The organism is Arsukibacterium tuosuense, from assembly GCF_900215315.1.
Lineage (GTDB): Bacteria > Pseudomonadota > Gammaproteobacteria > Enterobacterales > Alteromonadaceae > Alishewanella > Alishewanella tuosuense.
In genome coordinates, this window is sequence record NZ_OBEB01000001.1 from 807199 (window position 1) to 820513 (window position 13315).

The 13315-nt window shown below is 44.8% G+C and carries 15 protein-coding genes; 4 read left to right on the forward strand and 11 right to left on the reverse strand.

The window, feature by feature from the left end; genetic code table 11:
- Window positions 1-44: 44 nt before the first annotated feature.
- The 6 genes from CRO03_RS03735 to CRO03_RS03760 form a co-directional block, all read right to left on the reverse strand.
- Window positions 45-608 (reverse strand): hypothetical protein, encoded by a 564-nt coding sequence (locus CRO03_RS03735; RefSeq protein ID WP_097110191.1) that lies wholly within the window; start codon window positions 606-608, stop codon window positions 45-47.
- 24 nt (window positions 609-632) lie between these two features.
- Window positions 633-1112: an RNA polymerase sigma factor gene (locus tag CRO03_RS03740; protein WP_097110192.1), complete on the reverse strand. Its 480-nt coding sequence runs from the start codon at window positions 1110-1112 to the stop codon at window positions 633-635.
- Between the two features lie 37 nt (window positions 1113-1149).
- A complete protein-coding gene (locus tag CRO03_RS03745) occupies window positions 1150-1839 on the reverse strand; it encodes a hypothetical protein (RefSeq protein WP_097110193.1) in 690 nt (229 codons plus the stop codon).
- Between the two features lie 101 nt (window positions 1840-1940).
- Window positions 1941-2645 carry an RluA family pseudouridine synthase gene (locus CRO03_RS03750; protein WP_212682324.1) on the reverse strand — a complete coding sequence of 235 codons (705 nt, stop codon included), beginning with the start codon at window positions 2643-2645 and terminating at the stop codon, window positions 1941-1943.
- 10 nt (window positions 2646-2655) lie between these two features.
- A complete protein-coding gene (locus tag CRO03_RS03755; RefSeq protein WP_097110194.1) occupies window positions 2656-3180 on the reverse strand; it encodes a GNAT family N-acetyltransferase in 525 nt (174 codons plus the stop codon).
- A gap of 34 nt (window positions 3181-3214) precedes the next feature.
- Window positions 3215-3526 (reverse strand): cupin domain-containing protein, encoded by a 312-nt coding sequence (locus CRO03_RS03760; RefSeq protein ID WP_097110195.1) that lies wholly within the window; start codon window positions 3524-3526, stop codon window positions 3215-3217.
- 204 nt (window positions 3527-3730) lie between these two features.
- On the opposite strand from CRO03_RS03760, the gene CRO03_RS03765 reads away from it, so the two are divergent.
- Together CRO03_RS03765 and CRO03_RS03770 are read left to right on the forward strand one after the other, a co-directional pair.
- Window positions 3731-4531 (forward strand): hypothetical protein, encoded by an 801-nt coding sequence (locus CRO03_RS03765; protein WP_097110196.1) that lies wholly within the window; start codon window positions 3731-3733, stop codon window positions 4529-4531.
- A gap of 69 nt (window positions 4532-4600) precedes the next feature.
- A complete protein-coding gene (locus CRO03_RS03770; RefSeq protein ID WP_097110197.1) occupies window positions 4601-5857 on the forward strand; it encodes a tetratricopeptide repeat protein in 1257 nt (418 codons plus the stop codon).
- A 308-nt stretch (window positions 5858-6165) separates the two neighbouring features.
- Here CRO03_RS03770 and CRO03_RS03775 read toward each other — a convergent pair whose 3' ends face one another.
- The 4 genes from CRO03_RS03775 to CRO03_RS03790 form a co-directional block, all read right to left on the reverse strand.
- Window positions 6166-7182, reverse strand: a complete 1017-nt coding sequence (locus tag CRO03_RS03775; RefSeq protein ID WP_097110198.1) for an IS110 family RNA-guided transposase — start codon at window positions 7180-7182, stop codon at window positions 6166-6168.
- 112 nt (window positions 7183-7294) lie between these two features.
- Entirely contained in the window at window positions 7295-7717 is a 423-nt protein-coding gene (locus CRO03_RS03780; protein WP_097110199.1) for a DNA-binding protein, read from the reverse strand.
- Window positions 7704-8285: a nucleotidyltransferase domain-containing protein gene (locus CRO03_RS03785; protein WP_097110200.1), complete on the reverse strand. Its 582-nt coding sequence runs from the start codon at window positions 8283-8285 to the stop codon at window positions 7704-7706. Before CRO03_RS03785 ends, CRO03_RS03780 begins: the two co-directional genes overlap by 14 nt.
- Before the next feature lie 172 nt (window positions 8286-8457).
- Window positions 8458-9402, reverse strand: a complete 945-nt coding sequence (locus CRO03_RS03790) for an ATP-grasp domain-containing protein (RefSeq protein ID WP_097110201.1) — start codon at window positions 9400-9402, stop codon at window positions 8458-8460.
- 215 nt (window positions 9403-9617) lie between these two features.
- Here CRO03_RS03790 and CRO03_RS03795 point away from each other — a divergent pair, with 215 nt between their 5' ends.
- Window positions 9618-10133 (forward strand): DUF4440 domain-containing protein, encoded by a 516-nt coding sequence (locus CRO03_RS03795; RefSeq protein ID WP_097110202.1) that lies wholly within the window; start codon window positions 9618-9620, stop codon window positions 10131-10133.
- A 112-nt stretch (window positions 10134-10245) separates the two neighbouring features.
- Here CRO03_RS03795 and CRO03_RS03800 read toward each other — a convergent pair whose 3' ends face one another.
- Complete coding sequence (locus CRO03_RS03800; RefSeq protein ID WP_097110203.1) at window positions 10246-10848, reverse strand: PEP-CTERM sorting domain-containing protein; 603 nt, start codon at window positions 10846-10848, stop codon at window positions 10246-10248.
- 277 nt (window positions 10849-11125) lie between these two features.
- On the opposite strand from CRO03_RS03800, the gene CRO03_RS03805 reads away from it, so the two are divergent.
- Entirely contained in the window at window positions 11126-13228 is a 2103-nt protein-coding gene (locus CRO03_RS03805; RefSeq protein ID WP_170948931.1) for an alpha/beta fold hydrolase, read from the forward strand.
- Window positions 13229-13315: the final 87 nt, after the last annotated feature.

The window sequence follows — 13315 nt, forward strand, 5'->3', positions numbered from 1 at the left end:
ATGCACATACTATATTGATTAATATGTAGTATTAAATCAAATATTTAATTTATCCCTAACAAGGCAGAAATGTCGTTTAAACGCTTACTTAATTTGCTTTTTAAATAAAAAAATCTGGCTAATGTGGCACTAACTACAAGCCCATTTATGCAAGCTATTACAATCCAATGAGTCTCATTGCTGGCAAAAAAGTAATCGAACATCGGCAGCATTAATAATGCCAGCCATAACAGGCAAACGACAATTGCGTTCATTCGCCAGTAGCGTAATTGGGCAAACAAATGCTGCCGCTTTATTGCCAGTAATTGGTTTACATCAACACTTTGTTGCTGCCATTGTTTTTGTCTTAGTTTAAAGCTCCACATACTAAAACTTATTGGCACAACACTAAGAAGTGCAAATAGCACTGTAGCAATCAGGCTTTGGGCAAACATCACGGCTGCATAAATGCAGTACAAACTAACCGCTGCCCCCAAAACAAGTTCTGAGTATGCTTTTAACCTTTCCTTTTTCTGCGCTATTGCTACCTGCTTAATTAATAGCTGGGTATCAATGTCGGGGGTACATTGCTGATACTGCTGCTGCCAATTTTTGAATTTGTCATCCATTGTATTTCTCTAAATAGTATTTCTCTAAAAAAGTTTTTCCAGTTGCTGACGAGCGCGACTGGCACGCTTAGCAACGGCCGATTCATTTAAACCTAAGACTTCGCCTATTTCCGCCTGGGTAAAGCCTTCTAATTGCATCGTTATTACCTGCCGATAACCTAACGGCAAACGGTATAAGGCAGAAATAAAATCTAATTGCATATCGTTGTTTGCTTGCGTCATCGTTGTTGGTAATTCGTCAACAGACTGCAGGTCATTAATGGAATCATTGCGGCGGGTTTCTCTTAACACATGATCAACCCCTCTGTTATGTGCAATACGAGCGACAAAGGTTTTAATACTGGCCTCCCCCCGGTAGCTCTCTAAGGCACGCCATACGGCAAGACTAATCTCTTGCAGTAAGTCTTCTCTTAATGACGGGTTAGCTTCGTGAATTGCAACAATACGCGCCAAAAACGGCGCATATTCAGTTAATAATTTTTCGATATTAATAGCGTGAGTCACTTAGCGTCCTTGCTGTTAGTTTTAAAAAGCACATTGCCTAGTGATGGTGTAACGATTGATAAGCCTGATAATTAACACAAACCAATAATGGGCTTAACAGTATCGCACTTAATGCAAAGGTAAAGGGTGCCAGAAAGAGTACTACTGCGTTGATAATCATCAATACTACCATTGGCTGCCAAGCTGTTAATACCATTTTCACGCCTTTTGATAATGCATCTTTTGGTGATGTATGCTCTAGCAATAAATGCGCAGGAACAAACATCAGCAGCACCATCAGAGGGGCGGAAGAAGCGAAAATACAAGCAACTTGCCAAGGTGTGACTGCAGCAATCTCACCAAAAATAATTAAATTAAAACCTGCATTACCGAGCATGGCGGTCGCGACACCGACTTGAAAAACGAACGGAGCCATTAATACCAAGCCGATAAGTGGTACATACTTCCAGCCAGAATAAGCCAACAATCCTTTGAAGGAAAAAGAACCGGTTTTAGCGAGTTGATCTAGCATGGGCCAAACTAACGCAGCGAAGCAAGCCCCGACCCACTTTGAAACCAACAACCCTGTTGGCGCAGGCAAGACTTGAAACAACCCTGCTATAACCATTAAGGCCAGTAAAGTAAAAAATAATTTGAGCGGCGCTTGTGTGAATAACGTCCAACCCTGAGAAAGCCATTGGGTAAACAGCATTGAATTTGTTTGGTTAGCTACAGTAATAGTTGTCATAAAAAAGCCTCTTTGTTATTTGCTTACCCCCTTAGTCGATGAGCACTAATAAAACCTGACAAATATTTTTAAATTATTTTAAACACGCTAGGGCTATTTTTTTAAAAAGGGCTGGCACAGTGTCCGTGGCAAGGCTCGCCGGTTACCGGATGTTCAAAATAGATATCACTGGCGTGCAGTAATAACCGGTCTGCCAGCTGTTGACTGCTGTCACTGTGGTACAAATCACATCCCAGGATCGGATGGCCGATGCTCAGGCTATGAATACGCAGCTGATGGGTGCGGCCGCTAAGCGGGGTAAATTGCACCAGGCTGCGCCGTGGCTCAGCTAACCGTTTTAATACTTTAAACTGGCTGGTCGCGGCTTTGCCGGTGCGCTCACAAATGTTCACCCGCGGGAACTGGCTGTTATCTTTGGCAATCGGCGCGTTTATTACCCCTTCGTCAGCGCTAACCCAGCCTTCCAACATGGCGGTGTAGTGCTTTTGCACTTTACCATCTTGAAACTGCTTATTAAGCTGCGCGGTGGCATCTGGAGTCAGCGCCACCACCATAATACCCGAGGTACCAAAATCTAACCGGTGCGGTAATTTGGCCTGCGGCAACGCCGGACTTACTCCAGGCTGGCCATGTACCAACCGACCATTCACTAAACGATAGTGCACCGAATCGCGGTTAAGCGGATTTTTACCCGATAAACTTAGTAAGCCAGCAGGTTTGCTGATCAATAAAATGTACTGATCCTGATACATAATATGCACAGGTTCATTGCAGGCAGGTGCGATAAAGGTATCGATAATATCCAAAAGCCCCCCTTTAGCCTTTTGTATCGCTAAGCAGCGCAGCTTGCATATAACGCGCTTGTTCACCCTGGTAGCTGCTCAGAGCGTGCTCTGCGCTATCGGTTAGCTTAGTGACTACCCTGAAACCTTTTCGCTGCCAGTATGGTACCGAGCCCTGCACGGCTACCAGGGCCAGTTTCGTCAAGCCCTGGCTTAATGCGTGCTGCTTAGCGGTAGCAAGCAAGCGACTGGCCAGCCCCAGCCCACGCGCTGCCGGGTTTACGGCCATATCATGCAGGTATAGCAGTTCAGGCAAAGCAGTTAATGTGAAAGCCGCCGCCAACGGCGTAATCTGGCCATTGATTGACGGATAACTAAATAAATAAGCTAATAACTGGCCGTTAGCGTTTTCAGCCAGCCAGCAACTGTCGGCAGCGACACTTAAACGTTGCTGCAATAGGGTCGGGCTTTCATATAAGGCGTCGCTGTAGCAGCTATCCTGTAGTGCCACGACTGCCATAATATCTGCCGGTTTAATTAATCGGATTGTTATTGTCATTGTCGTTGTCATTTTCTTAGCGCGGCAAAACCTGTTACACACTACCCGCTGTTTCTATCACTAAAATCCGTGCCTCGCCCACCGGATGAGCGACATGCTCACAGCCAATACCAGCGTAAAAAATATCACCGGCATCTAACCGGCTAACCTGTTCGGTGCCATCCTGGCGGTAATGCATATCTACCATGCCATCAAGCACCACAAACACTTCTTCACCATCATTGATATGCCATTTATAAGGCTGATTTGTCCAGTGCAAGCGGGTGGTAATGCCATTCATACTAGCGATATCCAAAGCGCCCCAGGCGCGGCTGGCGGTAAAGTCTTTACTGCGGATGATTTTCACGTTGGCTCCAAATCATATAAACGCGTTGGTATAAACAGTCGACACAATAGCAGGTACAGGCTCAGCTGTTAATTCTGATCGTACTTAGTAAGTTCGGTGGCAAATAGCATCGTGTGGTTTCAAGCATGAATATATTCGTACATTAATTGTACTACTGCCGTTTATCCTTTAAGGTTAACTTACAAAAAATAATGAGCAGGACGCATGACATTATTTACTGAGCTAAAACGCCGTAATGTATTCAAGGTTGCCAGTGTTTATCTGGTTACCTGCTGGATTATCCTGCAAATTGTTGCGGTTATTTCGCCCGCCTTACATCTGCCTACTTTATTCAGTACCATTACCACCGTCATTCTGGCGATTGCCTTTCCGTTTGTCTGTATTTTTGCCTGGGCCTTTGAACTGACACCTGAGGGGCTTAAACGCACTCATGAGGTGGACGTTAGCGAGTCTATTCGTGAGCAAACCGGCAGTAAAATTAATTATATTTTAGCCGCCGCGTTAGCGGTGGCATTGGCGTTTATCTCTTACCAAAACTGGTTTGTCAGTTCAGCCGATGACAGTTTAGAGCGCTCTATAGCCGTATTACCGTTTGAAGATATGAGTCGGGATAATTCCCAGGGCTATTTTGGTGATGGCATTGCCGAAGAAATCCTTAACTCATTGGCGCGTTTAAATCAGTTGGTGGTGATATCCCGTACCTCTTCGTTTAACTTTAAAGGCAGCCAAACTGATATTCGCAAAATCGGCGAACTCCTTAATGTTAATTACGTTCTTGAAGGCAGCGTGCGCAAAGACAAAGACAAGGTGCGTATTACCGCGCAATTAATTGAAGTTGCCACTGGCGCACATATCTGGTCACAAACCTATGATCGCGAACTCACCAGTATTTTTGCCCTGCAAGATGAGCTGACCTTTGCCATTACCCAGGCACTCAAACTAAATCTGTTGCCCGAACAGGTTGAACATGAAGCCGGTATGACCACCAATCCCGACGCCTATTAGTTATTTATTCAGGGGCGGGAGCTGGCTTATCAGCGCACATCGGAATCAATAGAACAAGCCGCTGACTTATTGCAACAAGCGATTAAACTGGACCCACAGTTTTATCTGGCTAAGGCGCAACTCTACGTAGTGTATACTTTTGGTTTACAATATGGTGGCTTTACGGCTGAAGTGCGCCAGGCAGAAACGGAACGCTTGTTTTGGGAGCTATTGGCCGCACCAGACTTTCCACTTAAAACGCTGGTAATGGCAAACCAAGCTGAGAACAATATTAAGCTCGCAATAAGTAAAATTCTGTTTCAGCAAGCTTATGAACAAGCTCCCAACGACCCGCTCATTCAAAATATCAGTACGTTAAGGCTGGATAACTACCAGGATATGATTCTGCGCCGGGAGCAGATACTGAAAACCAATCCACAAAGTCAGGTCAATATGTCCAACCTGGTGTATTTGTATTCAGTAACGGAACAGCCGGAGAAAGCTCAGCCACTGTTATCTAGAATGGAACGGCTCTTTCCTGACAGCTCACTGAACTTCGTCAGCAACCTTTATTTTAGTTACGCCTACCAACAGGATATTAAAGCGACCTTAGCCCTGGTTAACGACTATCGCGGCGAGCCCAGCGCAGACTATAGAAGGGCAAAATCTGCAGTCAATATCCTGAGCGGCAATATCGATACCGCGCTGGACTATATGGCCAAAGAATTACGCCAGTCGCCGGATTATGCAGAACAATTCTTTAACGCCTTTTTATTACTACTGGATTTAGATAAGCGCGGCAAACTCAACGAACAACAGCAACAGCGTTATCAACAATTAGCGATAAGTGAGTCTACAAAAACCGAATTACTGACATATTATAAGCTGCTGTTAGGCGACGAAACCTTGTATGAACAACAGCAGCAGTTGGCAGGGGTAAGCGCAGAGGAGTTTATGCAACGCGTTGATCTTAATCAAGCTGAGCCTTATGACTATGCAGCCATTAAAAAACGCCAGGGCGACGACAGTTATGCACTGGCACTGCAAACTAGCCTTGCTAATGCAAATTCCCTATGCCAACAAACTCAAAATAAGGTCAGTTGGTTCTGTGCATGGCTTATGGATTTCACTGGCGATATTTCCCTGCAGCAAACTCAGAGTATGTTTAAGCGCCAGCCAATGCTGGATACAGACTTGATAGGGATTGAGAAGTTTATCTTAACTGCACCCGCCTTTTACGGAATGAGCCAACACCCTGAGTTTGAGCAGCTTGCCAATGACTTTTTAGACAACACCTTTAGAAAATGGAACCCGGATTTAGTGCCGGAAAAAGCCATTGAGCAATAGAGACAACTAATAAGGGTGTGCGACATTGTAATTTACGCGTATCGGATTCAGGTCTTGTTTCTTGCCTTTGGGGATTGGCAAAAGGCAATGTATGACTCGCCTCCTGATTGCAAGCACTGATAACAAATAAGTCTGCGTCAATGTATCCGGGGTCAGTTTGCACTTTTTTGTTGTGCAAGCCCGCTATGTTGTTCGCCCATCATCGTCCTCATAAGACCTTCAGCAACATTGTGCTTTAGAATTTGCCAGGTTTCCGATCATGGTTGTTGCCTTATTGCCATCGTGTTGCAAACTCGGTGTGACCCGGTTTAAACAGCGTGTGCTGCGTAATTCTGCTCTTTCGTCAGCACGGCCCAGATTATCCGGGCTAACTTATTAGCCATTGCCACTACAGCCACCGTCTTTTTCTTGCTGGCCAGCAATTTTTTTATCCATGGGCTCCAGGCATGATCTTCTTCGAGCTTCCATTGAATAACCGAACGTGCGCCGTGAATTAGGTATTTTCGCAAGGTTGAATTGCCGCGCTTACTAATTCCCAACAGGTTAGTTTTATCTCCTGTTGATTTCTGTTTTGGTACTAATCCGGCCCAGGCTGCAAAGTCTCTGGCAGTTTTAAACTGTGCGCCATTACCTACCCAGGCCTCAATAAAACTCGAGGTGATTAAACCAACCCCCGGGATGCTTTGCATCCGTTTACAGTTGTCATTTTGATTATTTATTGCTGTGATTTCCCATTCCAATTCACTGATTTCATTATCAATCATTTTATAACGCTGAACGAGCCGGAACAGGGCGCAGCGTAATGCTGCGGGTAAATCAAACTCTGCATCTTCAGTAATATCAGCCACTTTACTGATAAAGCCTCGCCCTTTGTTCTGCTGAATACCAAACTCCAACAAAAAAGTATGTGCCTGATTACTGATGGCTGTGCGCTCCTCAACGAGCTGTTCACGTAATTTAAGTAAACAGCCAAAAGCTTGCTGAGCTTCGCTACGTAGATGAGCAAAACGCATTGTTGGCCGCTGTGCGGCTTCACAAATGGCTTCTGCATCGTTAAAGTCATTCTTGTTCGACTTTACGAAGGGTTTAACAAATTGGGCTGGTATCATTTTACTCATATGGCCCAGGCTTCTGGCCTTACGACACCAATGATGAGCACCGCCACACGCTTCGAAAAATATCGCACAGGGTGGCAAATTTATCAGATACTCCGCAAACTTAGTCAATGCGACTTTGCGTTTCTCAACGATTTTGCCATGCTGATCCTGCCCAATAACATGACAACTGAACTTGCCAAGATCTACTCCTAATGTTTTGATAGTCATGATGATTCGCCTCTATCGGTTTGGTCACCTACATCCTAAGACAGGATGGGAGGCGAGTCATCACATTAGACCTGACTCTACACCTGCAAAACACAACTCACCCAAATATCCTTTAATGATTCCTGAGCCAATCCTTTGTAAGGGCCAACAATTGTTTTGCCTGTGAAATACATTCAGCAACAGCAGCATCTTCTACCAGATCACCTGAATAATCTGCAATATTGCGCTGTTTGCGCAGGGCATCCAGCACAATCATTCTGTCTGTTTCTATTCCGACAGTTTTCACCAGTGACTGGATCATCGTCTGGTGATGACCAGGTTTACTGGTTAGGGTTCTGAACCCCGATGCCTGTAATGCGGCATTGGCCAGTTGCATTATGGCTTTATAAGCGACGTCAAAACGGTTTTCGTTGCTAAGCTGAATCAATTCAGCATCTACTATGTTTCGCTCTGCTGCGTCCAACAAACGCTTAATAGCTATTGGATCTGGCTCAATTCTCTCAAGTAGCTTGCCTATCAGATTATCTAACGTCATCCATGTTTCCCACTATAGGTAGTAAAGGGTCTGTCAGTAGCTGTTGGATAAAACCGGACTGCCCTGCTACCGCCTTGTGCCATTCATTTAATGAATATAGTTTAGGGTTAATCTCGCGGCCAAGTTGTTGCTGCGCCGGATACAGCAGTTTAATGGCTTCAGCAAAGCCGAGATCACCAACTAATAACAAATCAACATCGCTATTGGCTGTTGCTTTACCGCTGGCAACAGAGCCATATACCGCAGCAAACTGCAGTTGCCCGGTAACTGGCTGTAACGCCAGACGAAGCACATCGACTAAACCACTGGTTTTACGCATAATGCTGGCAAGTTCTTCAAATACTATACAGTTGGTATCTGCCTGATAGTAGAGCTGATTACCCTGCAACGCCTTTTTTAAGATACCGGCGTCAGCCAGTTTAGTTAGCTCTTTATGTAAGGTGCCGGGTTGGGTATTAGTCAGGCGGGCAATTTCACGTACATGATACGATTGATCTGGCCGCAACAATAGTAAGGCCAATACCTGGCGGCGATATTCTTTAAACAGCAGATCAGCAAGTGACGGCATAGCAAACCTTTATGAAGCCAAATAAGCTACGAATGTAGCCTTTTTGACTTCAATCGTCAATTGGCTTTAGGTTCTGACGAGTGAAGCTTTCATAAGCTTAAAAAATCTGGACGGCGTTTATAGGAGAAAAGCGACGATTCAGTTTAACGTTGTTCTGACCGCAACCGAATGCTTACAACGCTAATTTATCTAACTCAGCTTTTAAATACTGTGCCAGCTCACGCATGGCAAATTGCCCCGCTTTTGCCTCAGCGTCTGAATTGTAATTAGTATTGGTGTTCACATCATAGGCATAGCTGTTGCCATCAGCATCCTGGATTGCCTCGATACCCGCAACCTGAATAGCATTTGCGTTAAGGAACATTTCATACTGTTCAATAAACGCGGGCCGATAATTTTGTAGTATTTCAAATTTAGCCTTGGGCTGTGTTGGTGTTTCGTCAGTGGGGCAAAACATATCACCAATTGCGCAAGCATCGGCCGGGCAAAGTTCGAAGCCTTCAGAGGTATCAACTTTAACCGCATACAAAAACTTGCCGCCAATAAACTCGTGCCGGATGATAAAAGGTTCGGTTGCCTTAATATATTGCTGAATCAGGGTAATACCATCAACCGGTGCATCAAAATCAGGACCGTCAAGATAGTCTTGCAGTGCCTGTACCGAGTGAAATAATTGCACGCCCTGGCCTTTGCCAGCACGATTATGCTTGGTTATAAATGAGCTCATGCCAAGCGAGTTTGCCGCTTCAATAATGTGCTTTTTTCCTACTGCGGCAATGGTTTTTGGCGTCGCTATGCCTGCTTTCTCTAAAGCTAAGTATTGCTGTACTTTGCTGATCTCTAAACTCAAGGCACGACTGCCGTTTATTACTTTACGGCCATGATATTCCAACCAGGTGATAACCGCGCCAGCCAGTTCAGGGGCAAAGCGGTGATCTCTGGTATGTGACGATGCACTCATACGATTATAAAAAACGCCTTGTGGTGGCTCAGCCGATAAATCGATTGAGCCTTCATCCAAATGCCATAACTCATAAGGGTAATTCAATTCATCTAGTCTGTTTTGTAAATGAACTGTCCATTCATTGTTTTCATGTAGCACGTAAATCTTGCTCATTGTGTGGCCCTTAATTGCCTGGTGTATGGTTTTGTTGGTTTGTCGCCGCTGGGTAAAGTATACCGCAACGCTCTCTTATCTGTCTGAGCGCTGACTGACGAATATCCAGGGAGTGTTTTGTGTTTAAACGGAAGTCCATAATCAGCTTCCCCCCTTTTTCCTTTCTCCTCTACTATACTCACGCATACCTAAATGCTGGCACTAATTAAAAAAATATGAAAAACATAAATTTAATCTTTCTCACCGTAATTTTGGTTGGTTGTGCTCAACAGGAAGAAAAAACTGAAACGATTCTAACTTCAAGCATACAGGAACAACTTCAAATAACTGCTGAGGATCGCTTGGCCATTAAAAATATCATTGATATTCATTCAAAAAGTGGAAATTTTAAGGAGAGAGAAAAAATATGGTCGGAAGATGGTCGTTGGTTACAAGCGTTTGGCCGGGTATTTCGCGGCAAGGATACGATAACGAGTTTTGAAAAAAGATTACATTCAAACGCAGGTTACGCTGCTTCATTTGTAAGTGTTAGGCGTGATCCTGAAATAAAATTTTTAAGGCCTGACGTGGTTGTAGTTCATCAATATCACGAAAGGGAAGGACAAGTTATCAATGAAGTGGTAACCCCAACAAGAAGAATAAATACAACCTATATCATAACTAAAGAAAACGGCACCTGGCTACTTAGAGATAAAGTCACTATGGATGAACGTGAGCGAAGTACAAACTAAGGGAGCAGACCAAATACCATATTTGGTAGAATTACGTTTGCATAAAAAAACCCGGCTTGCTGGCCGGGATTTTTAGATATTACGGTAACAAGTATTCCTATGAAATAAGTCGTTACTTGCGTCGTCTGGCAACAATTAACCCGGCAAAACCAGCGATGAATAGCAGAAATGCAGATGGCGCCGGTACAGACACCACCAGATTATCAAATGAGCTAAAACCACCATTATTTTGAAAGGTCACAGACGACACATTCACATATTCGAAATCAAAGTGCCCTTTGCCGGTGTATACATCATCCGCAAGCAAGTTACCCATTGCATCGAATGCTTTAACGCTCCAGCTTGCATTAGAAATGTTATTGTCGAACCAGCCGATATCAAATCCCGTGAAGTTGAACATACTGCCTGAGGTTCTGGCCAGGCTGAAGATAACATCAGTATTCCAGGTTTCCAGAAAGCGCTCTGATGCGCCCCAACCTGCAGCTGCAGTACTTGCACCATAGCCAGCATTTGGCTCAGTAGTACTGAATACGTTCAAACAGTCGGTACAACTGGCCGAAATAACAAAATTACCTTCAGTGTAAGACGGTAGATTCTGTGAGCGAAAATCCAGCGGAATATCATCTAAGGTGATAATGGTAGCAAATGCAGATTGACCAAATTGCATCACAACCAAAACAATCAAAATACAAAGCTTTAACATTATGTTTTTCATATACTTCCTATATTATTTTAGTTTCCTTCGTGCGAAAAATGCGTAGCAAAAAATGCGCCAAAACAGCATCAGCATAGTTATCATAACCTTAGAGGCAGCTAATTTAATTATTTCAAAATAGTATTCAATATCTGTAAAAATTACTGACACTGCCCCTTTTGATTGACTCTTTTGATTCTTATAGGCGGACTGTAATTTATAAAGTACGATGCATCAGTACCGTCCTCTTAAACCCTATGCTGTATCACCTGAAAACGACAATAATAAGGTATTTACAATGACAAAGAGCAAACAGCTATACCTCTTAGTATTACTTGTATTTGGTTTATCCACCCAAGCTTTCGCCCAGGAATCACCGGCAGTTGAAGTAAGCACCAACGCTTTTATAAACGATTATGTCAGCGACGTTACCAATGTTGTTTGTCCTTTTAAAAATGAAATCGATTATGAGCCAGGCAGAGTGCGTTGCGGCTTTATTACGGTGCCGGAAAACAGAGAAGTGCCCGAGAGTCGTTTACTTCGGATCATTTTCACCCACATTACTGCCCAGGCGAGTCTCGATATTGATGAAGATGACACATCAGCCAAAGAGGATGAGCAAGTACTTGAGTCAAGAGCAGATCCCATTATCTACCTTACCGGCGGGCCTGGCGCGGGCATAGAATTTTATGTAAAACGCTTTTTAAAGCATGACTTAACCAAAACCCGGGATTTATACATTCTTAATCAACGCGGTATAGGCGATTCTGAAGAGCTTTGTCCATATTACGATTCCACCAGCCGCGAACTAGTGCTTGCTGATAATCAAAAAGCGCAAGAAATTGAAAATGCGCAGCGAATGAAGGCATGTTTTGCAGCGGCTACCAACCGGGGTGTCGATTTAAGCGCCTACAATACGGTCGAGAATGCCAGAGATGTGCGCGCGCTTCGCCAGGCTTTAGGGTTCGATTCGTGGAATGTGTGGGGCATTAGCTACGGCAGTCATTTAGGGCAAATGTTAGTCAATGTAGACCCTGAAGGAATACGGGCTTTGGTGCTCGATGCCATTGTACCTAATGACCTGGGCGATTTAATGCGCATTCACCGCTGGGTTGCGCGCAACCATCAGAATGTATTTACAGAATGTGAGCGTCAGGGCGCTTCAATTTGTGACGGCTTAGAGCAGGCGTTTTACGCTGCAGGTAATGCCCTCATTGCTAACCCTGTTATGGTGGATGCGTTTGACGAGGAGCTGTTTCCATCGGGTAAAGCGCAGGTGCCGGCGTTAATTGCCGCTTTTGCACCGTTCTCTATGCTGTATGAACAAGACGAACACCCCGCTATTCCATCGGTTATGCGTGGCTTAGTCGATATAATTAACAGCAGGGACGACGAAGTATTTCAGGCCTTAGCAAATGGCGAAGGAGGATTTTCCCGCAGTTCTGGCCTGGGTATGGGCAGCGCGATACGTTGCAACGATGGTTACATGGCTGCCGAAGCCAGTATTGCTGCAGAGGATCTGCAAGAAGATTTTGGTTTTACTGAGGGCGCGTTTTCAGTCGAGGGCTCCCAATTAATGGCCGACGCCTGCGTTGAGGCAGGTTTAGCACCGCGAGATCGCAAGGACTATCAACTTATTCAAAGCAATATTCCAACATTGGTGGTTAACGGCGATTGGGATCCAATCACCCCGCCAGCGCTGGCTGAGCGAATTGCACCAGGCTTTAGCAACGGCCGCTTAATCATCGTGCCTTACGCCGGCCACGGCCCTACCCGTTCCATGTCTGAATGTGCATCGCGAGTACTTACTGACTTTTTCGACGAGCCAGGCCAAAATCTTGCTGAATTAGATGCATCTTGCCTTGAAGAAGGTGTAGCGCCACCAGAGTTTTTGGATTACCTGCAAACGGATATCCATTTAAAGCTGGCAGCACGCGCTATGGATGAGCCAAAGAATGTTGTTGTCCCTGGCTTGCTTGCGGCTGCGCCTATCATTATTTCCTTATTAGGTTTCATCATGATTTCCTGGGGTGCTATTACCAGACGCTTTAGCTCAAGCAATGTCGACGTGCCAGGCCTTGGCCCGGTAACGCCCCGGCTTATCGCTTTTATCACGACGCTTGTTTTACTAGTGGGTGTCGGGCTGATTGGGCTGGGTGTTCAAGCTGCAATTGAAATCAGCGAGGTTAGTCTTATTGCTGGTTTTGCGCCACCAGCCGGTATTGGTGCATTGCTGGTGCTGTTGGCAGGATTAATGGGTATCGCATCGCTTGTGCTCACGCTAAAAGCGCATAAAAACAGCCCCCTTAGAAAACGCTCGCTAATCGGCTTTGTTCTTTTGGGCCTTTCTGCAATTGTACTGAGTGTTATCTTTGTTAGTTGGGGTATAACGCCGTGGTAGAAAAATAATTTTCCCTAAGTGTTGAGTTATAACGAGTCTCGGCGTCAGGTTTTGTTTGTTGCCTTTCTGGATTGGCAAAAGGCAAGA

Bases quoted from the DNA above. Each gene is read 5' to 3' on its own strand.
- CRO03_RS03745 (WP_097110193.1), bottom strand. From the start codon at position 1,839: ATGACAACTATTACTGTAGCTAACCAAACAAATTCAATGCTGTTTACC.
- CRO03_RS03780 (WP_097110199.1), bottom strand. From the start codon at position 7,717: ATGACGTTAGATAATCTGATAGGCAAGCTACTTGAGAGAATTGAGCCA.
- CRO03_RS03775 (WP_097110198.1), bottom strand. From the start codon at position 7,182: ATGACTATCAAAACATTAGGAGTAGATCTTGGCAAGTTCAGTTGTCAT.
- CRO03_RS03765 (WP_097110196.1), top strand. From the start codon at position 3,731: ATGACATTATTTACTGAGCTAAAACGCCGTAATGTATTCAAGGTTGCC.
- CRO03_RS03790 (WP_097110201.1), bottom strand. From the start codon at position 9,402: ATGAGCAAGATTTACGTGCTACATGAAAACAATGAATGGACAGTTCAT.
- CRO03_RS03805 (WP_170948931.1), top strand. From the start codon at position 11,126: ATGACAAAGAGCAAACAGCTATACCTCTTAGTATTACTTGTATTTGGT.
- CRO03_RS03735 (WP_097110191.1), bottom strand. From the start codon at position 608: ATGGATGACAAATTCAAAAATTGGCAGCAGCAGTATCAGCAATGTACC.
- CRO03_RS03800 (WP_097110203.1), bottom strand. From the start codon at position 10,848: ATGAAAAACATAATGTTAAAGCTTTGTATTTTGATTGTTTTGGTTGTG.
- CRO03_RS03755 (WP_097110194.1), bottom strand. From the start codon at position 3,180: ATGACAATAACAATCCGATTAATTAAACCGGCAGATATTATGGCAGTC.
- CRO03_RS03785 (WP_097110200.1), bottom strand. From the start codon at position 8,285: ATGCCGTCACTTGCTGATCTGCTGTTTAAAGAATATCGCCGCCAGGTA.
- CRO03_RS03795 (WP_097110202.1), top strand. From the start codon at position 9,618: ATGAAAAACATAAATTTAATCTTTCTCACCGTAATTTTGGTTGGTTGT.